The sequence below is a fragment of the Pseudoalteromonas sp. SR44-5 genome (genome assembly GCF_014163675.1).
Lineage (GTDB): Bacteria > Pseudomonadota > Gammaproteobacteria > Enterobacterales > Alteromonadaceae > Pseudoalteromonas > Pseudoalteromonas rhizosphaerae.
In genome coordinates, this window is the sequence record NZ_JACJDT010000040.1 from 1 (window position 1) to 23,223 (window position 23,223).

Below are 23,223 nucleotides of genomic sequence, written 5' to 3' on the forward strand. Positions count from 1 at the left end.
ATCAATAACGCAGTATAAATCGCTTTTAAACCAACCCGTTGGGCGTTTCACAGGCACTTACTCTCATCGTTGTTACTTCTTAAAAGGGACTGCCATTCTTGCAAAGTAACGCCTTGATATTAAGCACCTGTGAAACGCTGAATTCTGCATCTAGAGGCAGTTTGGGTATATAGCAAGTAATTGTGGTGTAAGACTTTGGTAATCAACTGCCATGGCGATACTCAGTGCAGTGATATTCACAATTGAAAACGCAAATACTTGGCGTGCCCAACCACTAATATCAATATTACGACGATAACCTCGCAGCGCCATTAATAACCACCAAAAACTAGTAGTGCAAGCAACAGCTAAAAAAGCCATACCGGTATAACCGCCAATGGTTAATAACATTACCACTAACGCATATACCGCGATATACAACACAATATGATGTTTAGCTTTATCAATACCTTGCGCTACCGGTAATACCGGAATACGCGCAGCTTGATAGTCTTTATAACGAAAAATAGCAATCGCATAAGAGTGCGGCATCTGCCACAAACTAAACATTACTAATAAGATCAACGCGCCAACATCAAACTGTGCTGAAACAGCGCAGTACCCTACCACTGGTGGTACTGCTCCTGATAAACTACCGATAAACGTGCCATACACTGAGCGACGCTTCATATATAAGCTGTAAACACCCACGTATATGACATAACCAAACACAGCAAAAAATACCGCAATCCAGTTAGTAAAAACCATTAGTAAAGCAAAGCCTAGTAAGCCAAGTACTGTGCCATGCAGCAAAGCCGTGGTTGCAGACATTTCACCGGTAACGGTTACCCGTGTTCGCGTGCGCGCCATGCGAATATCAATATCACGGTCGATCACATTATTGATCACACAACCTGAGGCTACCACCAGCGATAAGCCAACTAATGTAGCAAGCATTAGCCAGCCATCAATATCACCACGCGAGGCGAGTAAAAACCCACCCGCAACCGAGATCAAATTACCCATGATAATACCGGGCTTAGTGACCTTTAAATAACGACGAAACATCTGCAGTTCCCCTATTCTTTGCTTTACGAAAACGTACTAGCTGGGGCTAGTACATCATCATGGCGTTCGATTCGTAGATGATCCATACAGACAGGCCAACCACCATGACGATGATCAGCGCACTGAAGATAAACGATAACGAACTGGCTTTACCGTCTTCGGTGGTAAAGTTCAGGTGCAAGAAGTATTTTAAATGCACCCAAATTTGCACAATGGCCATTACGACAACACAGGCAAATGTGGTTGGTTTTGACAATGTACCGCTCATCACCGCCCAAAATGGAATGGCCGTTAGAATGATTGATAAAACAAAACCTATTAAATAGTCTTTAACACTGCCATGTGAAGCATCACTATGGCTTTGTGTATGTAGCTCATTTAATACATGTGATTCACTGTGGCTCATTACATCACTCCCATTAAGTAAACAACGGTAAATACGCAGATCCATACCACATCTAAAAAGTGCCAAAACAAACTTAAGCAACTTAAACGTGTAACGGTTGCTGGGTTTAAACCACGACGTGACACTTCGAACATCATCGTCGCCATCCAAATCAGACCAGCGGTTACGTGCATACCGTGTAAGCCTACTAAAGAGAAGAACGAGGTTAAAAATGCGCTGCGCTGCGGGCCATTACCATGGGCAATTAAATGATGAAATTCATAAATTTCCATACCAATAAACACAGCACCAAAAGCAAAAGTAATTGCCAGCCACGTTAATGTAGCGGCCTTCTTTTGCGCATGAGCTGAGATCATCGCAAAACCAAAAGTGATACTACTTAGTAGCAATGCAGCAGTTTCAACCGCTACAAAGTCCAGTTCAAAAATATCTTTGCCAGATACGCCACCCGCTGTATTCATATAAAGCACAGCGTAGGTTGCAAAAAATGAGGCAAACAATAAGCAGTCGGTCATTAAGTAAAGCCAAAAACCAAATACCGTATCGCCACCAGTATCATGATGCTCGTGAGCATGGGCATCATGATTGATGATATTTATATCTGCAGAGGTAGCACTCATGCGCTGAACTCCTTACCTTGGTTAAATGTTGTTGCACTTTTATTATGTGCACTTTCAATTTCAAGAATTTCTTCTGGTTGCACGTAGTAATCAACATCACTGGTGTAACAGCGCTTAAAGAATACCGTGATGCCAGCAATAACACCGACAATTGCCAACCACCAAATATGCCAAATCATGGCAAAACAGAATGTGGTAAAACACGCACTCATCATCACCCCTGCCGAAGTATTTTTTGGCATATGAATAGGCGCATAGCTTGCTTGTTGTTGATACGCTTGGCCTTTTTCTTTCATATCAGTCCAAGTATCAATGTCATGCACATGTGGGATAGTAGCAAAGTTGTAATACTGTGGTGGTGACGATGTTGACCACTCAAGCGTGTGACCATTCCACGGATCGCCGGTTGTATCTTTTAATGCTTCGCGATTTTTAAAGCTCACAATAAGCTGTACAACTTGGAACAAAATACCAAACATAATGATCACCGCACCGACAAAGGCAATGTACAACCAGATATTCCAATCTGGGTTATTGGTGTGGTTTAAGCGACGTGTCATACCTAAGAAACCAAGTACGTATAGCGGCATAAATGCAACAAAGAAACCAATTAACCAACACCAGAAAGACGCCTTCCCCCAACCTTCATGAAGTTTAAAGCCCATTGCTTTTGGGAACCAAAATGCGAAACCAGCCAAGTATCCAAATACCGCACCACCGATGATGGTGTTATGAAAATGTGCAATCAGGAATAGGCTGTTGTGTAATACATAATCAGCACCTGGGATTGCTAGTAGTACCCCTGTCATCCCGCCGATGGTAAAGGTCACCATAAAGCCAAGTGTCCAAAGTACAGGAACTGTGATGCGTAAACGACCACGATAAATAGTAAATAACCAGTTAAACAGTTTCACTCCGGTGGGCACCGCAATGACCATGGTCATTACGCCAAAGAAGGCATTAACATTAGCACTGGACCCCATAGTGAAGAAATGGTGTAACCAAACAATAAAACCTAAGATAGAAATTGCACCGCTGGCATAAACCATAGATTTATAACCAAATAAACGTTTACCGGTAAAAGTGGAAATAATTTCTGAGAAAATACCAAACGCAGGTAAAATCAAAATATACACTTCAGGATGACCCCAAGCCCAGAACAGGTTGATGTACATCATGGCGTTACCGCCAGCTTCATTAGTAAAGAAGTGGAAATCTAAATAACGGTCTAGCGTTAACATAGTCAACACCGCAGTTAAGATTGGGAATGACGCAGCAATTAAGATATTTGCCCATGTACATGTCCAGGTAAAAATTGGCATTTGCATTAAACGCATACCAGGGGCACGCATTTTAAACACTGTTACTAAAAAGTTTACTGCCGTTAATAGTGTACCAATACCTGATATTTGCAGTGCCCAAATATAATAATCGACCCCGACTCCAGGGCTAAAAGACATCTCCGATAGCGGCGGATAAGCCACCCAACCAGTTTTTGCAAATTCACCACAGAACAATGAAATATTAATTAATATTGCACCACCGGCAGTAAGCCAAAAACTTAAATTATTTAAAAACGGAAATGCTACATCGCGCGCACCAATTTGCAGTGGCAATACAATGTTCATCAGACCAATCATAAATGGCATCGCCATAAAGATGATCATGATCACCCCATGCGCGGTGAATATTTGGTCATAATGCTCTGGCGGTAAATAGCCTGTAGCACCACCTGTAGCAAGCGCCAATTGTGCCCGCATCATAATGGCATCAGAGAAACCACGAAACAGCATGATCAAGGCAAGGATAATGTACATCACGCCTAAGCGTTTATGATCGATTGAGGTGATCCAGTCGTGCCATAACACCCCCCATTTTTTATATTTTGTGACTAAAGCTGCAATCAATGCCCCTGCAATCACTACTACCGCCATTGTCACCATCAAAATAGGTTCATGGAACGGAATGGCATCTAACGATAATTTTCCAAATAACGACATAATTATTCCTCGCCCTCGCTGTGCATTGTGTGATTTTCATGACCGCTGTGCTCAGGCATTGCACTGTGCATCTTGTTCATATCACCATGTGCTTGCATATATTTCATAATGATGGTGTGGAACAAGCCATCATCAACATCAGCAAAATAAGTCACTGGGTTGTTTTCACTCGGTAATGCCAGTGCATCATAATTCGCTTTAGTGAGCGTATTAGCTTGGCTTTTCACCTTGTTTACCCACGTATCAAAGTCAGCTTGCGTTGGCGTAGCTATGGCATTAAATTTCATACCAGTAAAACCTGCACCGCTGTAGTTAGCAGAAAAGCCTTTAAACGTACCCGGTTCATTAGCAATTAAATGCAACTTAGTTTCCATGCCCGCCATCGAGTAGATTTGACTACCTAGTTGTGGGATGAAAAATGAGTTCATGGTACTTTCTGAGGTGATTTTATATTCCACTGGTACATTGGCTGGAAATACCAATTCATTAACCGTAGCAATACCTTGCTCAGGATAAATAAACAGCCATTTCCAATTCAGTGATACCACTTCAACTGTTAAGTGTTTGCCTTTACCTTCAAGCGGTTTATAAGGGTCAAGCTGTTGCGTTGATTGCCAAGTAATGACACCCAGTACAATCACTATCACAATAGGAATGGCCCAGACTGCGGCTTCAATTTTTCCTGAGTGTGCCCATTTTGGCGCATAAATTTGCTGCTCTTGGCCATCACGATATTTCCACGCAAAGTACAAGGTCATCACAATCACAGGAATAACCACAATTAACATCAGCACAGTGGCAATGATGATCAGATTTTTTTCATCTATCCCAACTTGCCCTTTTGGATCAAGCACCCCGCCTTTACAGCCAGTCAGTGCGAGCACAGTTGTGCCCAGAGCAATATTACAGAGGTTTCGAATTAACAAAGGACTATCCTACAACCTAAAATTTGATATGTGCTGCCCCTACAACTCTAAATAAAAGCGTAAAAACAACGGTTTGAATATTCCTCAGGTAACTTTTTAGCGCCATAAAAAATACTAAGCATCAAAAAAGCAATAAAGGAATTTGAGGGTGTTGGTTGAATCGCAGGTACACTGCGGCTAAGCGTTATTACAGCGGACAGAATCAGCAGATTAGTTAAAAAGCCAAACTATCTATAACGAGTAGCGTTCAACCATTAACAAGAGGTGGAGCACGACAACCATGAGCGCTGTGTACTACTAAAGATGTTTTTGTTTGACGAAAAGCAAAGGCTGCTTTGCGTAAAATAACCCCAGCACGACGCGCTGGGAAAAAGTGAAAAATCAACCAACATAAACCAATGAGTAACTGGCACGACACAACTGGATATGCCAAAAAGCCCAATACATTAATTAAAGATGACTCATATACAGCCCCTTCAGTTAATAAGCTTTTTAGCTCTGTCGCATCTTCAATACTACCATTTACCAGCATGGCTGAATTAATTAATAAAATAACTAATACAGAAAGCAGCTCTCGTCCGGCAAAAAGTGCACGCGCACGCAACTGCCATCTACTAAGCGTAGAGTGCGTTTTTGCTGGCGGACAATTTTGCGAATTCAAACGTATATGGCCTTATTGGTTATATATTACGAAGTAAAGCGACTGGCTTTACGCTATTTTCCACTTCGTTGTTATGATCTTCATCAATAAAGTTTCAGTAATTACTGAAATTTCGGGAGGATTATAACAAAGTCAACACAAGCTACAAGTATAAAACAACATAGCGGGCTAACTTTTTATTAATATGTTGAATTACAGCTATAAAAAAAGCGCCATACTGGCGCTTTAAAAATAACTTAAATGATAATTGGCGGCTTTTAGAAAATAAAAAGCAACTCAAGCTAAGTTATCCCCTAACTTGAGTCGTCTTTTTGACAACATCTTCACACACAATTATAAAGATTCGTTTAATAGCGTATTCGCTATTGAATTTGGTATTGGCTGCTTCGCCATCTAACTGCATGTCGGTTAAAATAAAAAGCAACTCAAGCCAAGTTATCCCCTAACTTGAGTCGTCTTTTTGACAACATCTTCACACACAATTATAAAGATTCGGTTCTAATATTTTTCAATACGTATTGTAGATTCACTGATGAACAATAAGTTCATTTAATCGCGTGGCAGTAAATAAAAGCAGTTCAAGCTCAGGTTAACTAAACTTGAACTGTCTTTTTGACAACATCTTCACACACAATTATAAAGATTCAGTTTTAGCGTTGTTCAATAAACACTGTAATTCAGTGACAAACTTTCAGTTCGTCTAATCATGTGGCAGTAAAATAAAAACAGTTCAAGCCCAGTTTGTACTAAACTTGAACCGCCTTTGACAACATCTTCACACACAATTATAAAGATTCTTTGTAAGCGGCTTGTTCATTTCGCTTCCTTGAAACTAAATTTAGTGTAATAGCTCAAAGCTTACAACTGATAAAAATAAATCTGATAGATGAAAAAAATTAACCCATAGACTTTAGTCTAAATTTTAGCCCTAAAATCAACTTAAATGTTCACAAAAAACTTTATCAAAAGATATTATTTTATAATAAACAATCAATTGAAAATAAAGCCCGTAAAGCATCACAGTTATGAGAAATGATTTCACTTAAAGTGAAGATAATTTTGGACCGATCCATATTAATATTATATTCTTAAAAAATTGCAAAATAAGAATAACAGGATATTAATATGATTCGCAAAACCATACTAGTTAGCTTACTTAGTTACTCATTTAGCTTAACTGCCGCACCAATCGCAATGCACCAAATTAAAGGATTAAACAAAGCAGCGATTACACACGCTGATCTTGCTCCTTTACTAGATACGTTAGCTGCTCACCCCAGCATAGAGCGAAAAAATTTAGGTCAATCATTCTTAGGTAAATCAATTGATGCATTTTATATTGGCTCGGGGCCAATCAAAGTTATGATGTGGAGCCAAATGCATGGTGATGAAAATACGGCAAGTGCCGCATTAACGGATTTTTTAAGCTATGCAATCGAAACAAAAAATGATGCATGGCGAGAAAATTGGCAAAAAAACTATCACTGATGATCATTCCTATGGTCAATCCCGATGGCGCACAGCTGCAAACCCGTTTTAATGCGCAAGGAATAGATTTAAACCGCGATGCTAAAGTGTGGAGCTAAAGCACACTTTTTACTACGCAACGATAAACACATCGAATACGCCGTATTAGGTAGTCAACTTATAAAACTTTAAATTTAAGTACGTTAGGTAAGCCCTGTTCTCAGGGCTTGTTATTTTTTGCGATCTTTTTGGCTGTATTTTTACGTAGGTAATAACGATACCAACCTAGCCAAGCCAACACTAAGCTTGCCAACGAGGCGATGATCCACAGAACTTTAAGGCTTAGCCCACCTACACTGCCATTATGCAAGGGATGTAGCCAGTTTTTGATTTGGTTACTTGTTCCTTGCTGCCTAAGATCGAAGACCTTCACTACCTCACCTGAGCGTGGGTTAATATCAATATAACTGTTTGGAAAGCGTGTCGATTTATCATCACTTACCTGCATGCGCAGCCGATAATAGCCTTGGTTTACGCTGGGAGTTTCTATCCATGCAAGTCGCGCTTTAGGCAGTTGTATTTGTGCTATTTTCACAGCCTGAGTAACACTAATTTGCGGGTTTGAAAAAGTTAATTGTGGTGCTGGTCTTGCAGCACTTTCGACTTCGCCCAGTACCAAGCCAAGCAAGCCATTGGTCTCTTTGGGCAAGGCTAGCATCGCACCGGTACTAGTAAGAATAAACAAGGGTAACAACATCACTAAACCGATTGTTTTATGCCAATCGTACATGCGTCCTAATAAAGCAGCGCGGCGCTTAAAACGCAATTGCCTCAACCAAAAACCTGACTTAGGCCACCACGCAACTAAACCTGTGAGTAATAAGAGCGCGCTGCCAATTCCAAGGTAACCGACAATAATTGTCCCTGTACTGCCAAGTAGTAAAGTAAAGTGCAAGTTATACAGCCAAGTTACTAGGTAATCGCCCCAAAATGACTGTCTGAGCAAGGTGCTGCCATCAGCTGACAACCACACCATCATAGGTGCAAAATCCTGCCCTTGAGTCTCTTGAGGGTTATAATAGCGCGCCGGAATGAATTGTTGTTCAGGGGTCACTTCAAACCGCCACGGTCCCAGCTTATCTGGATACTGCATGCGTAATGTTTTTAATGCAGTGTTGTAATCACACGGTTGCTGCGCTGCATTCGCTAATTCCGGATGCAACCAGGTATCTATTTGCGGATAATAAACAAGTGCAGCTCCTGACAAGCAAAGGATCACAAAAAACATGCCAAGGCTTAACCCCAACCATAGATGAAGTCGCCTTGCCAACTTACGCCACGCGAGTAACTGCTTACTCATTAATACTTAAACTTAATTGCAGCAGATACAGCACGACCTTGTGCTGGGCTATGCAGAGTTTGCGAGCCATCCCACCATACATATTCATAATACTCATCAGTTAAGTTATCAACTTGCGCGCTTAACATCAGTGCCGAATTAACGTCATAACTTGCTTTAAGCCCAAGTTGAGTAAAGTCACCATATCGTCCTTGGCTATTACTTGGTGTTAATTCGTAATCAGATTGCGTACGCAGTGTTGCAGCCAAATTTAATTGGGTTGTTAATTAAGTTGTTAATTGATAATCAATGCCTGCAGTGAATAAACGATTAGGAATACATCATATTATACAGTCCATACGAGCTTCACTGGGTGTGACATATTGTCGCAGTGGTCGATTACTTGACACATTTTAGCCGTAAGTGGGCATTAAAAAAGCGCCTGTTATTAAAGAGGCGCTTTTTAATGTATATTTGATAGCTATCAAGAGCTTATAATATTTGGTTTTCTTTCCAAACTTGCTCTTTTGCCATACGCTTTTTGCGTTTGTCGCATGGGTCATCACAATCACAGGCTTTATCAATGCCTACAGAGCCTAAACCACCACAGCTGCTGGCCATAGATTTCTTTTGCACTATCATGCCCACAGCCATCGCTGCGACAATTAAAAGCAGTAAACCAAACGTAAGAAGAAAAAGTGACATTGCTTAGCCCCTATTGATCAGCAATAAAATAATGCTTGATGATAATCACCAAGCTGTTGCTATTATAAACTGATTTAAACCGCGCTACAAATAGGGTTTAAATGCAGGGCTCGAATAAGTCACTAAGCCATCTTTTGATTTGCCGATCAGATAAACCGGTAAATCATTTTTTTCAGCATAGGCTTTGGCTTTATCCATCCCCATCACAGTCAGTGCTGTTGCAAGGCCGTCAGCTGTCATCGCTGATGGATGCAATACAGTAACCGATACTAGATCATGACGACTTGGCATACCGGTTGCTGGATCAATTAAATGGCTATAGGTAATACCATCCATCTCATAGTAAATGCGATAATCACCCGATGTCGCAATGCCGTTATTACCCGGCGCTAATACACGGTGCACTTTACGCACACCAGGCTCAGCATCCGGTTGCTCAATAGCGATACGCCAATCTTGATCATTCGGTTTTTTACCTGATACACGTAACTCACCACCAATCTCAACCATATAATCAGTTAAGTCATGGCTTTCTAATAATTCAGCTACTTTATCTATCCCATACCCCTTTGCAGTAGAAGAAAATGATAATTCTAAACCCGCTACTGTTTTCGCTAGGCCTTGCTCAGTCAGTATTAGTTTATCAACCCCAATTTGTGCAACCATGGCTGCGAGTTCTTCATCTGTTGGACGTTTTGTTGGTTTTTTATCAGGACCAAAACCCCATAAATCAATCAGTGGTCCCATGGTCACATCAAGAGTCTTAGTAGACTCTCCTAAGCGGATGGACTCGCTTACAACTGCTCTAAAATCACGGCTAATAGGCATAACTTGACCAGCGGGAAGACGATTAAAAGTGTTGATTTCAGAATCATCAATATAAGTCGACATTGATTGATTTATATCTTTGAGCAACAGAGTTACTTCTGGTAATAAATTTAATGAATCCAGCTTTTGTTGCTTGGCGAAGACCTTAATATGGTAAGTAGTACCCATAGTTTTACCTTCAAGGTATAACTCTTGGGGCTCATCATTTTGGCCACAGCCACTAATGAGTAAAGTGAGGGTAAGAAAAAAGATGGCAATCATGCCTTGTCGGTGAAAAACTCTATTCATAGCAGCCTACTTAAGTAATGGAAATAAAAAAGCCCCGTAACATATATTGCTACGAGGCTGATATTCTAACCAAAACTAAACTGTTTTGATACGGGTGTTAGCCACCGAAATCATCTAGTAAGATATTTTCGTCTTCAACACCTAAGTCTTTCAACATAGTGATAACAGCGGCGTTCATCATTGGAGGACCACACATGTAGAACTCACAATCTTCTGGCGCTTCGTGATCTTTAAGATAGTTCTCAAATAGCACGTTATGGATAAAGCCAGTATAGCCTTCCCAGTTATCTTCTGGTTGTGGATCTGAAAGCGCGGTATGCCATACGAAGTTATCATTTTCAGCCGCTAGGCCGTCAAAATCTTCAACATAGAACATTTCACGCTTAGAACGTGCACCATACCAGAAACTCATCTTACGCTTAGAGTTCAAACGCTTAAGTTGGTCAAAGATGTGTGAACGCATAGGTGCCATACCAGCACCACCACCTACAAATACCATTTCAGCATCAGTATCTTTTGCAAAGAACTCACCAAATGGACCAGAGATAGTTACTTTATCACCTTCTTTAAGTGACCAAATGTACGATGACATTTTACCACAAGGTAAGCTTAAATCTCTTGGCGGCGGCGCAGCGATACGCACGTTAAGCATGATGATGCCTTCTTCTTCTGGGTAGTTAGCCATTGAGTAAGCACGAATTGTTTCTTCGTCTACTTTTGACTCCAGCTTGAAGAAACCAAAATGGTTCCAATCGCCACGATACTCTTCTGGTACATCGAAATCAGCATATTTAACGTGATGCGCAGGGGCTTCAATCTGAATATAACCACCGGCACGAAACGGTACTGACTCGCCATCAGGGATCTGTAGTTTAAGTTCTTTAATGAAGGTTGCTTTGTTATCGTTAGAGATAACTTCACAATCCCATTTTTTAACACCGAAAATTGACTCTTCAAGTTCAATTTCCATATCGTTTTTAACATTTACCTGACACGCTAAACGACAGCCTTCACGGGCTTCACCTTTAGAGATGTGATCAAGTTCTGTTGGTAAGATATCGCCGCCACCAGAATGAATGTGTACACGACACTGACCACAAGAGCCACCGCCACCACATGCAGATGATACGAAAATACCTGACTCAGATAACGCGCCTAAAAGCTTGGTACCTGCAGATGTTGTAATGGCTTTGTCTGGATCGCCATTTACGCCAATGATGATGTCACCGCTTGCAACTAACTGAGATTTAGCACCAATGATGACTAAAACTAGCAGTACAACGATAGCGATGAAAACACCAACGCCTAAGAAAATCTCATAACTCATGATTTATCCTCGCTACCTATTAAAGTGAAATGCCAGAGAATGACATAAAGCCAAGACCCATCAAGCCAACAGTGATAAAGGTAATACCTAAACCACGTAAGCCGTCTGGCACGTCTGAATATTTCATTTTCTCACGGATACCAGCAAGCAAAGTAATTGCTAGCGCCCAACCCACACCAGAACCGATACCATAAACCACTGATTCAGTGAAGTTATAGTTACGTTCAACCATGAAAGATACCGCACCAAAGATTGCACAGTTAACTGTGATCAATGGTAGGAAGATACCTAACGCGTTATAAAGTGCTGGGAAGAACTTATCTAATGCCATTTCAAGAATTTGTACAAGTGCCGCAATAACACCGATAAACGTCAAGAAACGTAAAAAGCTAAGATCCGCGTCAGGATAACCAAGCCACTCAAGTGCACCAGGTGCAAGAACCGCATGATAAACCAAGTTGTTAACTGGTACTGAGATACCCAATACCACGATAACTGCCACACCTAGACCGATAGACGTTGTAACTTTCTTTGATACTGCAAGGAAAGTACACATACCTAGGAAGAAGGCCAAAGCTAAGTTTTCAATGAAAACTGCTTTTACGAATAAACTAATATAATGTTCCACAGTCTGCCCCTTACCCTTTCGCTTCTACTTGGTCTTTCTTATAAGTACGAAGTACCCAAATGAATAAACCAATGATGAAGAATGCACTAGGCGGTAAAATCAATAGACCCATAGGTTGATACCAACCACCATCTTGTACAAGAGGGATGATTTCAACACCAAATAATGACCCTTTACCAAATAGTTCACGAATAAAGCCAACAGTCAGTAACACTACTGAGTAACCTAAGCCATTACCGATACCATCAAGGAACGACATTACTGGCGGCGACTTCATTGCGTATGCTTCTGCACGACCCATTACGATACAGTTAGTAATGATTAGACCAACGAATACAGACAACTCTTTCGCCGTAGCATAAGAGAAGGCTTGTAATACTTGGTCAACAACGATTACCAATGATGCAATAATGGTCATTTGCACGATAATACGTACAGATGACGGGATCTGGTTACGAATAATTGAGATAAAGAAGCTTGAGAACGCTGTTACCAAGGTCAATGCGATTGACATGATTAAAGCATTTTTTAAGCTCGACGTTACCGCAAGCGCAGAACAAATACCAAGTACTTGTAATGCGATTGGGTTGTTTGCCAGTACCGGACCAAATAGGACCGACTTCATTTCTTTAGTATCAGCCATTATTTCAACGCTCCTTCACGTACTCTCGCAAGGAAAGGACCAAAGCCGTTTTCGCCAGTCCAAAAGTCAACTGTGTGATCAACACCATTTGAAGTTAAAGTTGCACCAGATAAACCATCAATTTGATGATCATTTTTAGCGCCGCTTTTTACTACATCAATAGGTAGCTCTTTGCCACCCCATTTAGCAGTCCATTGTGGATTTTGAATTTCCCCACCTAGACCTGGTGTTTCACCGTGCTTATAAAAGTTAATATCTTTAATTGTCTCGCCATCGCTTTCAAGCGCTAAGAAACCATACATAATACCCCAAAGGCCATAACCTTGGATTGGTAAAATGATAGCATCTGTAGAACCGTCTGCTTTTTTCGAGATATATGCAGGAGACTCATGAGTCATACGCTGAATACCAGCGATATCCTTAATGCCCTCTGCTTTTAATGCAAAGCTAATTTTTTGATCAAACTTGCTTTTTTCAAAATCGAAAGCGTCGATTTTAGCCTGAACTGCTTCGCCAGTTTGAGACTCACCTGTTTCCATATTAACTAGGCGAGTTTCGATCTTAGCTTTAAAAGTTTCTGATACAGAACCAGACACATCAATGCCCGCAGCTGCCAAGATATTTTTTTGAATATCTTGCGTTTTGTTAGCTTGCTGTAAAGGGCGAAGCTGAACTGAAGCAAACGATACGATGATTGCACACACTAAACATAGTGCTACAACAACGCTTAGCGTTTTGCCGATTGATTCGTTATTACTAGACATTACGTGCCAACCTCCGCTTGATATTAGCTTGCACTACGAAGTGATCGAACAATGGTGCAAATAAGTTAGCAAATAAGATTGCTAGCATCATACCCTCAGGGAATGCAGGGTTAATTACACGGATCATTACTACCATCACACCAATTAGTGCGCCATATGCGAACTTTGCTTTGTCAGTAAATGCTGCAGACACAGGGTCTGTCGCCATAAAGAACATACCAAAAGCAAAACCACCAAGTACAAAGTGCCAATGCCAAGGCATTGCAAATACTGGGTTAGTATCAGAACCAACAGCATTTAATAAGAATGCAGTTGCCACCATACCCAAGAATACACCTAGCACGATGCGCCATGAAGCAATACGTACGTAAATGAGGAATAAGCCACCAACTAGCAATGCAAGTGTAGATGTCTCACCTACTGAACCTTGAATGAAACCATAAAACGCATCCCACCAAAGAGCCATGTTGCTGTAATCAAGTGAACCAACAAACGCTTGACCTAGCATAGTTGCACCAGAGAATGAATCTACTGCGGTCCATACTGTGTCACCTGAAATTTGTGCAGGGTATGCGAAGAATAAAAACGCACGACCCGCTAATGCAGGGTTTAAGAAATTACGACCAGTACCACCAAAGATTTCTTTAGCGATTACTACACCGAATGTAATACCTAGTGCAACTTGCCATAAAGGAATGGTTGCAGGTAGGATAAGCGCGAATAACACAGACGTTACGAAGAAACCTTCGTTAATTTCATGCTTACGCACTGAAGCAAATATAACTTCCCAGAAACCACCTACAGCAAATGTAACTGCGTAAATAGGTAGGAAGAAACATGCGCCATAAAACATTTTAGCGCCCCAGCCGGATTCAGCAGTTAATTCACCACCAAATATCTGGAACAGGCCAACTTGCCAAGAATTTGCTAGTTCAAAACCTTGTGCTAATGCACCAGCGGCCTGATGACCGATATTGAACATACCAAAAAACATTGCAGGGAACGTCGCCATCCACACTAAAATCATCATGCGTTTTAGGTCGATGTTATCACGAACGTGTGTCGCGCCTTTATTTACGTGACCAGGGGTATAAAAAATAGTTGCAGCTGCTTCATACAGCGCATAAAACTTTTCATGTTTACCACCGGCTTCAAAATGCGGCTCGATATCTTCTAGAAATTTCTTTAAACCCATCTCTCTAGCCTTCCTTCTCGATCGTAGTCAAGCAATCGCGTAGGATTGAACCATACTCGTATTTGCCTGGACAAACGAAGGTACATAACGCTAAATCTTCTTCATCAAGTTCAAGCGCCCCTAATGAAATTGCACTATCCAAATCACGGGCAATTAAGTCACGTAATAAAGGCGTTGGCAAAATATCTAAAGGCATAACACGCTCATAGCTACCAAGTGGTACCATGGCACGTTTTGAACCACCTGTTGACGTTGTCATTTTAAATAAACGACTCGGTGTAAGGTGTGATAAGAAAGTACGTGTTACTGAGAATTTATCTGTGCCTGGAGCAATCCAACCAAACAACTCTTTTTCGCGACCTTCAAGTAATACCGATACTTGAATGTGGTAACGACCTAAGAATGCTTGAGGACCTTGTGAAGTAGCGCCCGCTAAAACAGAGCCAGAGATAACACGGTTATCGCCGTCTTCTAATTCGCCTGCAACTAAATCATCTAAAGCAGCACCCAGTTGAGTTTTCACTAAACGCGGGTTTTTAACACGCGGACCAGCAAGAGAAATCACACGGTCTGTGCTAATTTCACCAGTTAGGAATAAGTGACCAAAGGCAATAACGTCTTGGTAACCGATATGCCAAACTTGCTTGCTTACCGATACTGGATCTAAGTGATGGATATGTGTGCCAACAAGGCCAGCCGGATGTACGCCACCAAACTCATGTACTTCTACTTGAGGAATTGATGAGCTAGGTACTTGGCTACCTGCTTGTTTACAAACAAATACCTTACCATCAGTCAGACGTGATACCACAGCTAAACCTGCTTCAAATGCTTGTACATTTTCAGCAATAATCACTGCAGGATCTGCAGCAAGAGGGTTAGTGTCGATAGCCGTCACAAAGATCGAACTAGGATTTGCATCCACAGCTGCTACTTTGCTGAATGGGCGAGCACGTAATGCTGTCCATTGACCTGACTGGATCAGTACTTCTTTGGCTTTTTCACGATCGAGACTCGAAAGTTGCTCAGTCGAGAAAGCGTCAAAGGTGATTTGCTCACTGCCGTTTATTTCAATAACGACAGATTGCAGCACACGTTTTGCACCACGATTAATTTCTTTTACTGTACCAGCAGCTGGAGCAGTAAATAATACACCTGGGTTCTTTTTGTCTTCAAAAAGTACCTGGCCTTTTTTAACTTGGTCATCCACACGAACATGCATGGTTGGACGCATACCAATAAACTCTTCACCTAGCACAGCTACACGTTTGACGGTAGAACCATCATGAATAACTTGCTGAGGCGCGCCCTCTATGGGTAAGTCCAGACCTTTTTTTATGTTGATCATACGCACTTGCACTACATTAACGGAAAGAAACTGAAAAATCGTACCGACCACGTCGCTTTTCTTGATAACCCTAAGCCAAATTCAAGATAACGAAGAACCGCCTGTTTAAATTACAAAACAAGCAACGCAGTAAAATTCCTCACATATATTGCCCGAATTTTAACATCAATCAGGGTCACTATGCGAGTGTAATTATGAAATTTATACGACAGGAGCAGTTATTTAACCTATTAGCCGCATTTGAATAAAATTCAATATAGACCAAAGTGCTATTGCTTGCGAGGTGGGATGGAAATTAATCCGCTAAATAACGATAAAGTAAAATTTATCAATAAAAAAAGTCGCCATAGCGACTTTTCAAATAAACATGGCTGAATTAATCAATCATGTTAGCTATAGCGGCAACTGGATCGACATCTTGTTCATAATCAACAGCATCAATACCAAACCCAAATAAACGTAAAAACTCATTGTGGTAACCCACGTAATCAGTTAATTCGTCTATTGTTTCTGTGGTTACGCTGTCCCACACAGTTTGAATACGCGCTTGTACATCATCTTCCAGCTCTTTGTAGTTTTGGAATAAATGACCGCCGTCATCAAAGCGTGGTGAGTCTCCATAAAGGTTCTCAGTAAATAACGCGTGAATTTGCTCGATCGTGCCTTCATAGGTCCCATCCGCTTTCATTACTTTAAATAGCGCTGAAATATAAAGCGGCATAATAGGAATTGCAGAACTTGCTTGGGTAACCACTGCATTTAATGATGATACATAAGCTTCACCGTTTAATGCTTTGGTTGATTCTTTGATTGCTACGGTTGCGCGATCTAAATCTTCTTTCGCTTTACCAATAGTCGCGTGACCGTAAATTGGCCATGTTAGTTCTTTACCGATATAAGTATAAGCACTGGTTTTAAAGTTATCAGCTAGTACATCAGCCTCTTTTAATGCATCAATCCACATTTCCCAGTCTTCGCCGCCCATCACTTTAATAGTGTTATCAATATCATCTTGGTTTGCAGCTTCTACGGTAATAGCATCAATTTCACGTTTTGAGGTGTTTAAGTTTTTAGTCGTAACCGAGTTACCAATTGGCTTAAGCGTTGATGAGTAAACTTCGCCGGTATTTGGATCAGTTCGACGCGGCGATGCAAGGCTGTATATAACTAGGTCTACTTTGCCTAAATCCGCTTTAATTGTATCAATCGCTTTTTGTTTGATTTCGTTAGAGAACGCATCGCCATTAATATTTTTTGACCATAAACCTTCAGCGTCTGCGGCCGCTTGAAATGCAGCAGTATTATACCAACCTGCAGAACCGGTTTTACGCTCAGTACCTTCTTTTTCGAAGAAAATACCTAAAGTTTTAGCACCGCCACCAAATGCAGCAGTAATACGAGATGCAAGGCCATAGCCAGTTGAAGCACCGATAACTAATACATTTTTAGGGGCATTTTTTAATGCGCCTTGTTGTTTTACATAGTTAATTTGTTCTTGTACGTGCTCTGCACAACCTACTGGGTGGGCGTTAGTACAAATGAAACCGCGAATTTTAGGCTTAATGACCATTGATCATCCTATATTTATCTCAATAAAAATTAGCGCTAGTTTAAAGGCTAATTGTAAAAATACAGGTCTGATGAGTTTTGTGTACTCTCAGACCTTGCCGTTAATCTAATTTAGAGCCACCTAAACAAGTCGGTGAGTCAGCAACCTGACCACTTTGCTCTGTAAATTCATCAGGAGTAAAAGTATGGATAGCCAATGCATGAATATGATTCGCTAACTCATCTTTTAGCACTTCATTAATTTGACGATGGCGTTGCAATAAACGTTTACCGCTAAACTCTTCACTTACTACAATCACTTTAAAGTGTGAATCGCTACCACGACTATGCATATGGCTTTCGTTCACCACATTAAGGTGCTTACACGCAATCGCATCAGCTAACTTGCTTTCAATCTGTTGTTGCATTGACATAAAACACTCATATTTTACTGGTTATTTATGTGCTTACTATATCAAGGCCACTACTATAAAGGCCAACAAATATTCATTTTTGAAAAATTGTTCGAAAAGTTAAGTTGATTCGAGGGTGTGCCAAACGTGTTTGTTTAGGAAGCGCATGTAGATATTGTTGCTGGCTAAGTCCATTCATAACCAAGCAACTCCCGCTGTGTAACGTAAGCGAAGTGACTTCCTTGGTTACTTTATGTTTTATTTTAAATACTCGTTCAGCCCCTAATGAAATCGATACAATAATAGGCTCATGGCCAAGTTCTGCTTCATCATCGGCGTGCCAGCCCATGCAATCATTCCCATCACGGTATAAGTTAACCAATAAGGCATTAAATCCAACATCAAATTGTTTATTTAATCGTAGTCGCATGGCATCTAATACATCTGGCCATGGTTCAACATTTAATGTCGAACCAGAATAACCGTAACGCACACCAGCATCAGCAATAAAACATTGCATACGTGGAATGGGATTCGTTTTCCCAAACACGGTCGTTTTTGGTTGCTGCCAAGTCAGTGAGTCGCGTAAATAGTAGAATAAATCGAGACTTTTTTGCGCACTTAACGCTTTTGCTTGGTAGTAAAAGCCATTTGGTAACATATGGGGGTTGGCCTTTTGCCGTTGCATGTTAGAATTTACCTATCATTTGATTACTGATCACTAACTATTATGACCACGCAAGCACAGTTCGGCGATAAAACATTTACTCTTGAACGTTTTCCATTGGATCAAAAAAACCGTAGCTTACAAGCTTGGGATTCAGCAGACGAGTACCTAATTGACTATGTTACTGAACATTATCCTGATTGTCGCTCTTTGCTGATTTTAAATGATAGTTTTGGAGCCTTGTCTTGTTATTTCAGTAAACAACAATTAACGGTTTGTTCAGTAAACGATTCTTATATTAGCCACCAAGCGGCGGCTTACAACTTAGCAGAAAATAAAGTACCAACCACCGCATTTAGCCAGCTAGATAGCTTATCGGCTTTGCCTGAACACGTTGATTTAGTTATCTTAAAAGTGCCACGCACATTGGGCTTCTTGCAATATCAATTATCTGAGCTCAGCGAAGTACTTGCACCTGGCACTCCGGTTATTGGCGCAGCAAAAACCAAAGATGTACATAATTCAACAATTAAAGCATTCGAGCAATTTATTGGTGAAACTAAAACTAGTTTAGCAGTGAAAAAATCTCGCCTAATTATTAGCCAAGCGGAAGGTGGTTATAAAGCTGCTGATTTTCCTGTTAATTGGCCTCTTGAAGGCACTGATTTTACCATTAGTAATCACGCCAATGTGTTCTCGCGGGATTCTCTGGACATTGGTGCACGGTTCTTTTTTGACTTTTTACCACAAACCAATAAAGCAAAAAGTATTATTGATCTAGGTTGCGGTAATGGTGTGGTGGGTTTGATGACACTCGCACGCTGCCCTAACGCTGAAGTTACCTTTGTGGACGAATCATATATGGCGGTTGAATCAGCACGATTAACTGTAGAGCTCAATATGGAAGATAAGTTTGAGCAATGCCGCTTTATTGAAAATGATTGCTTAACGGGCTTTGAACGTGAAAGTGTCGATGTAGTGTTATGTAATCCGCCTTTTCACCAAGCACAAGCCGTGACAGATCACATTGCATGGCAAATGTTTAAACAAGCCAAAGACACATTAAAAAATGGCGGAGAATTACGTATTATTGGTAACCGCCACCTGGACTACCATGACAAACTAAAACGTATGTTTGGCAATTGTGAATTACTTGGTTCAAATAAAAAGTTTGTAGTATTAAGTGCCACTAAAAATAATGGAATGCTATAGCTATGATGAAATATGTTTTACCTTGTTGTGCTTTATTATCACTGTCGGCTTGCAGTAGTCAGCCTAATCAATTGATCTTAAATCCGCTCTATCAAGGTGGCAAATTAAGCTCAATTAATCAAAGTTTAAGTACCAGTGTTATTGATCTTAGAGGTGACCCAGCAACATTAAAATTAATAACCTCAGACAAAACCCAAACAATTGCCAGCCAAGCCCTTACTGAATCAATTAAAAGTGCCCTTGATAGCGCTCTTAGCCGAAACGGTGCAAGCATTTCAAATCTTGCGACTACTCGTTTTGAAGTTGATATTCATACACTGCAAGCCGTAGTAACTGAAAAAATGATGTCGCATACCAGCAATGCAAAGATTGAATTAGGTGTGCGTGTTATTCGCAGCGATAGTAACTTCAGTAAAATTTACCGTGGTAATGCAAGCCTTGAAGGACCACTAGGTCACGATAGAGCAAAAATTGAAGGACAACTCAATAAGTTGACTGAGCAGTTAATTACCCGCATGGTATCAGATCCTGAATTACTCGCATTTTTAGAAGGTTAACCATGAAACGTCTATTTTTATTATTTATATTAGTGCAACTTAGCCAAACCGTAATGGCAGCGACCGAAGGACGCTTTGTGCAAAAAAACAATATGTTCCCACGAGTTGAAATAACCACCACAATGGGGAAAATTATAGTCGAGATGGATCGCTCAAAAGCCCCTATCACCGTCAATAATTTTTTAACTTACGTGATGGATGGCAGCTATAAAGGCACCGTATTTCATCGTGTTGAACGTGATGTAGAAAACGACCGAGACTTTGTCATTCAAGGTGGTGGTTACGATAGAAATTACGACGGCGTTTATGAAGGCGATCCAATCTTTAATGAAAGCGGTAACGGTTCAAAAAACGATATGTACAGTATCGCCATGGCCTATCAAGATCGTCAACCTCATTCTGGTACTCGTCAGTTTTTCTTTAACATGGACAATAACGACCACCTAAACCCAGGTAAAGACTGGGGCTTTGCCGTGTTCGGTATGGTAATGGAAGGCTACGAAACGCTTGATAAAATCATGCAAGTTGAAACGGGATTTAATGAAAAAATTGGTTATGACTTTGTACCAAAAACCCCGGTTGTTATTTTAAATATAACTGTATTAGAGCCAACCCCACTATAACAATAAAAATAGCGGCCAAACCGCTATTGCCAATGAAGGCGTTATGACTAAAAGCTTGTCGGTATCAGAATATTTTTCGTACTTTAAAGATAAACGACTTATAAATGTGTTTATTTTTGGTATGAGCAGCGGTTTTCCTTGGGTCCTCATAGGCTCCGTGATGTCTGCGTGGCTAAAAGATGAAGGCCTCAGTCGCAGCATGATTGGCTTATTTGGCATTGTATTTGGTGCTTACAGCATTAATTTTTTATGGTCACCCTTAGTCGATAGAATACAGCTGCCGTTGCTATATAACTGGCTAGGCCAGCGCCGTAGTTGGATACTATTTTGCCAATGCTTTATTTTGCTCGGAGTTATTTTACTGGCAGGATTAGATATCACCGCGCATTTAGCCATCGCAGCTGCGTTATGCTTATTAATTGCTATCGCCTCAGCGACTCAAGATATTGCTATTGATGCTTTTCGTATCGATACCCTCAGTGAAAACGAAAGCCATAAAGCAACCGCCGCAGCAGCGATGGCTACTTCTGGTTGGTGGAGCGGTTATGCTCTGCTAGGTGCTATTCCGTTTTATATGGCAGATATGCCAAGTATTGACTGGCCACAAGTGTATTACTTTTTAGCTATTGTGATGTTATTACTTATGAGTTGTGTATTTTGGGCAAAAGAACCTGAATCTAACCGCGAAGTTGTACATGCAGAACTAGAACGTATTTATCGGCAAAAGCTGGCGCTTGGTAAGCAAACACAATTAACTAAAGTTGCAGCATGGTTGGCTGTTACTGTACTTGATCCTTTTAAAACATTCTTCGCTCGTAATGGCGTGAAGACTGCACTTGCGCTGCTCGCTTTTATCTTTTTATTTAAAATTGGTGAAGCATTTCTGGCCCGTATGTCGATTGTGTTTTATAAAGAAATCGGCTTTTCAAACACTCAAATAGCAAACTATTCAAAGCTCGGCACGGGGCTTATCACCATTGTGTTCGCATTTTTAGGCAGTATTTTTAATCACAAGTACGGCATCGTTAAAGGTTTGTTTATTAGCGGTGTGGCAATGGCAGCATCTAACTTAATGTTTTCTTGGATCGCTCTCGCAGGCCCGCAAGAACATTTGTACGCAATGGCAATTGTCGTCGATGGCTTTACTCAAGCATGGTCATTAGTTGCTATGGTAGCGTTTATATCAATGCTTTGCGACAGAGCTTTTAGCGCAACACATTATGCTTTATTAGCGTCATTGGGGAATTTAGGACGAACCTTACTTTCAAGTTACAGTGGTGTGGTGATTGATGATTGGTTAGGTGGGAATTGGTCGTTATTTTTTATTTTGACTGCCTTGATGGTAATACCATCACTGATATTTTTATATCTTATTCGGCATAAATTGTATGAGTTAGAAAATAGTTACCACGGTAGGAATTAACAAGGGAAAGAAATCATTTCACATCAATGAGAGCGCTTCCCTGCGCTTACAAAAAGAAACTAAATATTAGTCTTCTTTTAATAAGCCTAAACCTTCATACGGGTCGACTTCTAATGCATCACAATAACGTAAAAATTCAATTACGTCTAAACGGCGCTCTTGGTTTTCAATTTTGCCAATAAATGAATGTGGTGTACCAAGTACTTGAGCAAGGCTACGCATTGTGTGACCTTTCTCGTGACGCTTAGTTTTAAGCCACTTGGTTAGTTTTGAGTTTTCTTCAGAAGAAACTGTTTTACCCATCATAAAAAACATCTCCTACTAGATGATTTAAAGTTAATTAATTAAGAGTGAAATTTGCCCGTCTCGCTCTTGGATACATTATATACTATTCAGACTCATGTGAAATAACTAATTTCAGCCGAGTACCCATTTAAGGAATCAGCTATTATAGATGAGTAGCTTTATTGTTAAATTCACAACAAAACGCACGTTCTATAATTAGTTCCTTTTTAATGTAACAAATAATTAATTTAAATAAACCTTTTTTATGATTAATTATTTTTGACTTATAAATTAAATAGTTAC

At 40.5% G+C, this 23,223-nt stretch carries 26 protein-coding genes; 6 read left to right on the forward strand and 20 right to left on the reverse strand.

Annotation, left to right across the window (positions count from 1 at the left end; all coding sequences use genetic code 11):
• Positions 1–150 precede the first annotated feature (150 nt).
• The 6 genes from cyoE to H5154_RS17415 form a co-directional block, all read right to left on the reverse strand.
• Complete coding sequence (gene cyoE / locus H5154_RS17390; protein ID WP_182719108.1) at positions 151–1,047, reverse strand: heme o synthase; 897 nt, start codon at positions 1,045–1,047, stop codon at positions 151–153.
• A gap of 46 nt (positions 1,048–1,093) precedes the next feature.
• Entirely contained in the window at positions 1,094–1,453 is a 360-nt protein-coding gene (cyoD, locus tag H5154_RS17395; RefSeq protein WP_149982037.1) for a cytochrome o ubiquinol oxidase subunit IV, read from the reverse strand.
• Positions 1,453–2,073, reverse strand: a complete 621-nt coding sequence (gene cyoC, locus H5154_RS17400; RefSeq protein WP_145241348.1) for a cytochrome o ubiquinol oxidase subunit III — start codon at positions 2,071–2,073, stop codon at positions 1,453–1,455. Before cyoC ends, cyoD begins: the two co-directional genes overlap by 1 nt.
• The gene (gene cyoB / locus H5154_RS17405) at positions 2,070–4,073 is read right to left on the reverse strand and encodes a cytochrome o ubiquinol oxidase subunit I (protein ID WP_149982038.1); all 2,004 of its coding nucleotides are present in this window, start codon (positions 4,071–4,073) and stop codon (positions 2,070–2,072) included. The genes cyoC and cyoB overlap by 4 nt, the downstream gene beginning before the upstream one ends.
• 2 nt (positions 4,074–4,075) lie before the next feature.
• Positions 4,076–4,999 (reverse strand): ubiquinol oxidase subunit II, encoded by a 924-nt coding sequence (gene cyoA / locus H5154_RS17410; protein ID WP_145241343.1) that lies wholly within the window; start codon positions 4,997–4,999, stop codon positions 4,076–4,078.
• Between the two features lie 247 nt (positions 5,000–5,246).
• Positions 5,247–5,660 carry a hypothetical protein gene (locus tag H5154_RS17415; protein ID WP_182719109.1) on the reverse strand — a complete coding sequence of 138 codons (414 nt, stop codon included), beginning with the start codon at positions 5,658–5,660 and terminating at the stop codon, positions 5,247–5,249.
• Between the two features lie 1,125 nt (positions 5,661–6,785).
• Here H5154_RS17415 and H5154_RS17420 point away from each other — a divergent pair.
• Complete coding sequence (locus H5154_RS17420; protein WP_182719110.1) at positions 6,786–7,148, forward strand: M14 family zinc carboxypeptidase; 363 nt, start codon at positions 6,786–6,788, stop codon at positions 7,146–7,148.
• On the forward strand, positions 7,127–7,246 hold the full coding sequence (locus H5154_RS17425) for a M14 family zinc carboxypeptidase (RefSeq protein ID WP_182719111.1): 120 nt from the start codon (positions 7,127–7,129) through the stop codon (positions 7,244–7,246). Before H5154_RS17420 ends, H5154_RS17425 begins: the two co-directional genes overlap by 22 nt.
• A 101-nt stretch (positions 7,247–7,347) precedes the next feature.
• Here H5154_RS17425 and H5154_RS17430 read toward each other — a convergent pair whose 3' ends face one another.
• The 13 genes from H5154_RS17430 to H5154_RS17490 form a co-directional block, all read right to left on the reverse strand.
• A complete protein-coding gene (locus H5154_RS17430) occupies positions 7,348–8,487 on the reverse strand; it encodes a PepSY domain-containing protein (RefSeq protein ID WP_182719112.1) in 1,140 nt (379 codons plus the stop codon).
• Positions 8,487–8,735 carry a TonB-dependent receptor gene (locus H5154_RS17435; RefSeq protein ID WP_182719113.1) on the reverse strand — a complete coding sequence of 83 codons (249 nt, stop codon included), beginning with the start codon at positions 8,733–8,735 and terminating at the stop codon, positions 8,487–8,489. The genes H5154_RS17430 and H5154_RS17435 overlap by 1 nt, the downstream gene beginning before the upstream one ends.
• A gap of 223 nt (positions 8,736–8,958) precedes the next feature.
• Positions 8,959–9,171, reverse strand: a complete 213-nt coding sequence (nqrM, locus tag H5154_RS17440; protein ID WP_149982042.1) for a (Na+)-NQR maturation NqrM — start codon at positions 9,169–9,171, stop codon at positions 8,959–8,961.
• A gap of 84 nt (positions 9,172–9,255) precedes the next feature.
• The gene (locus H5154_RS17445) at positions 9,256–10,287 is read right to left on the reverse strand and encodes an FAD:protein FMN transferase (protein WP_149982043.1); all 1,032 of its coding nucleotides are present in this window, start codon (positions 10,285–10,287) and stop codon (positions 9,256–9,258) included.
• Positions 10,288–10,384: 97 nt separating this feature from the next.
• Entirely contained in the window at positions 10,385–11,614 is a 1,230-nt protein-coding gene (nqrF, locus tag H5154_RS17450; protein WP_145241329.1) for an NADH:ubiquinone reductase (Na(+)-transporting) subunit F, read from the reverse strand.
• Between the two features lie 19 nt (positions 11,615–11,633).
• On the reverse strand, positions 11,634–12,242 hold the full coding sequence (gene nqrE / locus H5154_RS17455; RefSeq protein WP_145241327.1) for an NADH:ubiquinone reductase (Na(+)-transporting) subunit E: 609 nt from the start codon (positions 12,240–12,242) through the stop codon (positions 11,634–11,636).
• A gap of 10 nt (positions 12,243–12,252) precedes the next feature.
• Positions 12,253–12,885 carry an NADH:ubiquinone reductase (Na(+)-transporting) subunit D gene (locus tag H5154_RS17460; RefSeq protein ID WP_145241325.1) on the reverse strand — a complete coding sequence of 211 codons (633 nt, stop codon included), beginning with the start codon at positions 12,883–12,885 and terminating at the stop codon, positions 12,253–12,255.
• Positions 12,885–13,649, reverse strand: coding sequence for a Na(+)-translocating NADH-quinone reductase subunit C (locus tag H5154_RS17465; protein WP_145241323.1), 765 nt, complete (start codon positions 13,647–13,649; stop codon positions 12,885–12,887). Before H5154_RS17465 ends, H5154_RS17460 begins: the two co-directional genes overlap by 1 nt.
• Complete coding sequence (locus H5154_RS17470; RefSeq protein ID WP_145241321.1) at positions 13,642–14,844, reverse strand: NADH:ubiquinone reductase (Na(+)-transporting) subunit B; 1,203 nt, start codon at positions 14,842–14,844, stop codon at positions 13,642–13,644. The genes H5154_RS17465 and H5154_RS17470 overlap by 8 nt, the downstream gene beginning before the upstream one ends.
• A 4-nt stretch (positions 14,845–14,848) precedes the next feature.
• Positions 14,849–16,192: a Na(+)-translocating NADH-quinone reductase subunit A gene (locus tag H5154_RS17475; protein WP_145241319.1), complete on the reverse strand. Its 1,344-nt coding sequence runs from the start codon at positions 16,190–16,192 to the stop codon at positions 14,849–14,851.
• A 376-nt stretch (positions 16,193–16,568) separates the two neighbouring features.
• Positions 16,569–17,762, reverse strand: coding sequence for an enoyl-ACP reductase FabV (fabV, locus tag H5154_RS17480; protein WP_145241317.1), 1,194 nt, complete (start codon positions 17,760–17,762; stop codon positions 16,569–16,571).
• A gap of 100 nt (positions 17,763–17,862) precedes the next feature.
• A complete protein-coding gene (locus H5154_RS17485) occupies positions 17,863–18,174 on the reverse strand; it encodes a BolA family transcriptional regulator (RefSeq protein ID WP_145241315.1) in 312 nt (103 codons plus the stop codon).
• A 73-nt stretch (positions 18,175–18,247) separates the two neighbouring features.
• Positions 18,248–18,841 (reverse strand): alpha-ketoglutarate-dependent dioxygenase AlkB, encoded by a 594-nt coding sequence (locus H5154_RS17490; protein WP_182719114.1) that lies wholly within the window; start codon positions 18,839–18,841, stop codon positions 18,248–18,250.
• Positions 18,842–18,883: 42 nt separating this feature from the next.
• On the opposite strand from H5154_RS17490, the gene H5154_RS17495 reads away from it, so the two are divergent.
• Genes H5154_RS17495 through H5154_RS17510 form a run of 4 tightly spaced genes read left to right on the forward strand, consistent with a single transcriptional unit; the run spans position 18,884 to position 22,635 of the window.
• The gene (locus H5154_RS17495) at positions 18,884–20,032 is read left to right on the forward strand and encodes a methyltransferase (protein WP_182719115.1); all 1,149 of its coding nucleotides are present in this window, start codon (positions 18,884–18,886) and stop codon (positions 20,030–20,032) included.
• Between the two features lie 2 nt (positions 20,033–20,034).
• Positions 20,035–20,589: a YajG family lipoprotein gene (locus H5154_RS17500; RefSeq protein ID WP_182719116.1), complete on the forward strand. Its 555-nt coding sequence runs from the start codon at positions 20,035–20,037 to the stop codon at positions 20,587–20,589.
• A 2-nt stretch (positions 20,590–20,591) separates the two neighbouring features.
• Positions 20,592–21,212, forward strand: coding sequence for a peptidylprolyl isomerase (locus tag H5154_RS17505; RefSeq protein WP_182719117.1), 621 nt, complete (start codon positions 20,592–20,594; stop codon positions 21,210–21,212).
• 43 nt (positions 21,213–21,255) lie between these two features.
• Positions 21,256–22,635, forward strand: coding sequence for an AmpG family muropeptide MFS transporter (locus H5154_RS17510; RefSeq protein WP_182719118.1), 1,380 nt, complete (start codon positions 21,256–21,258; stop codon positions 22,633–22,635).
• Positions 22,636–22,701: 66 nt separating this feature from the next.
• Here the strand turns inward: H5154_RS17510 and H5154_RS17515 are convergent, their stop codons facing one another.
• Complete coding sequence (locus H5154_RS17515; protein WP_016708680.1) at positions 22,702–22,941, reverse strand: helix-turn-helix domain-containing protein; 240 nt, start codon at positions 22,939–22,941, stop codon at positions 22,702–22,704.
• Positions 22,942–23,223 lie beyond the last annotated feature (282 nt).

Bases quoted from the DNA above. Each gene is read 5' to 3' on its own strand.
- H5154_RS17475 (WP_145241319.1), bottom strand. From the start codon at position 16,192: ATGATCAACATAAAAAAAGGTCTGGACTTACCCATAGAGGGCGCGCCT.
- H5154_RS17505 (WP_182719117.1), top strand. From the start codon at position 20,592: ATGAAACGTCTATTTTTATTATTTATATTAGTGCAACTTAGCCAAACC.
- H5154_RS17515 (WP_016708680.1), bottom strand. From the start codon at position 22,941: ATGATGGGTAAAACAGTTTCTTCTGAAGAAAACTCAAAACTAACCAAG.
- H5154_RS17485 (WP_145241315.1), bottom strand. From the start codon at position 18,174: ATGTCAATGCAACAACAGATTGAAAGCAAGTTAGCTGATGCGATTGCG.
- H5154_RS17465 (WP_145241323.1), bottom strand. From the start codon at position 13,649: ATGTCTAGTAATAACGAATCAATCGGCAAAACGCTAAGCGTTGTTGTA.
- H5154_RS17460 (WP_145241325.1), bottom strand. From the start codon at position 12,885: ATGGCTGATACTAAAGAAATGAAGTCGGTCCTATTTGGTCCGGTACTG.
- H5154_RS17510 (WP_182719118.1), top strand. From the start codon at position 21,256: ATGACTAAAAGCTTGTCGGTATCAGAATATTTTTCGTACTTTAAAGAT.
- fabV (WP_145241317.1), bottom strand. From the start codon at position 17,762: ATGGTCATTAAGCCTAAAATTCGCGGTTTCATTTGTACTAACGCCCAC.
- H5154_RS17420 (WP_182719110.1), top strand. From the start codon at position 6,786: ATGATTCGCAAAACCATACTAGTTAGCTTACTTAGTTACTCATTTAGC.
- cyoE (WP_182719108.1), bottom strand. From the start codon at position 1,047: ATGTTTCGTCGTTATTTAAAGGTCACTAAGCCCGGTATTATCATGGGT.
- cyoD (WP_149982037.1), bottom strand. From the start codon at position 1,453: ATGAGCCACAGTGAATCACATGTATTAAATGAGCTACATACACAAAGC.
- H5154_RS17490 (WP_182719114.1), bottom strand. From the start codon at position 18,841: ATGCAACGGCAAAAGGCCAACCCCCATATGTTACCAAATGGCTTTTAC.
- H5154_RS17470 (WP_145241321.1), bottom strand. From the start codon at position 14,844: ATGGGTTTAAAGAAATTTCTAGAAGATATCGAGCCGCATTTTGAAGCC.
- H5154_RS17495 (WP_182719115.1), top strand. From the start codon at position 18,884: ATGACCACGCAAGCACAGTTCGGCGATAAAACATTTACTCTTGAACGT.
- H5154_RS17500 (WP_182719116.1), top strand. From the start codon at position 20,035: ATGATGAAATATGTTTTACCTTGTTGTGCTTTATTATCACTGTCGGCT.
- nqrF (WP_145241329.1), bottom strand. From the start codon at position 11,614: ATGAGTTATGAGATTTTCTTAGGCGTTGGTGTTTTCATCGCTATCGTT.
- cyoC (WP_145241348.1), bottom strand. From the start codon at position 2,073: ATGAGTGCTACCTCTGCAGATATAAATATCATCAATCATGATGCCCAT.
- H5154_RS17445 (WP_149982043.1), bottom strand. From the start codon at position 10,287: ATGAATAGAGTTTTTCACCGACAAGGCATGATTGCCATCTTTTTTCTT.
- H5154_RS17430 (WP_182719112.1), bottom strand. From the start codon at position 8,487: ATGAGTAAGCAGTTACTCGCGTGGCGTAAGTTGGCAAGGCGACTTCAT.
- cyoB (WP_149982038.1), bottom strand. From the start codon at position 4,073: ATGTCGTTATTTGGAAAATTATCGTTAGATGCCATTCCGTTCCATGAA.
- nqrM (WP_149982042.1), bottom strand. From the start codon at position 9,171: ATGTCACTTTTTCTTCTTACGTTTGGTTTACTGCTTTTAATTGTCGCA.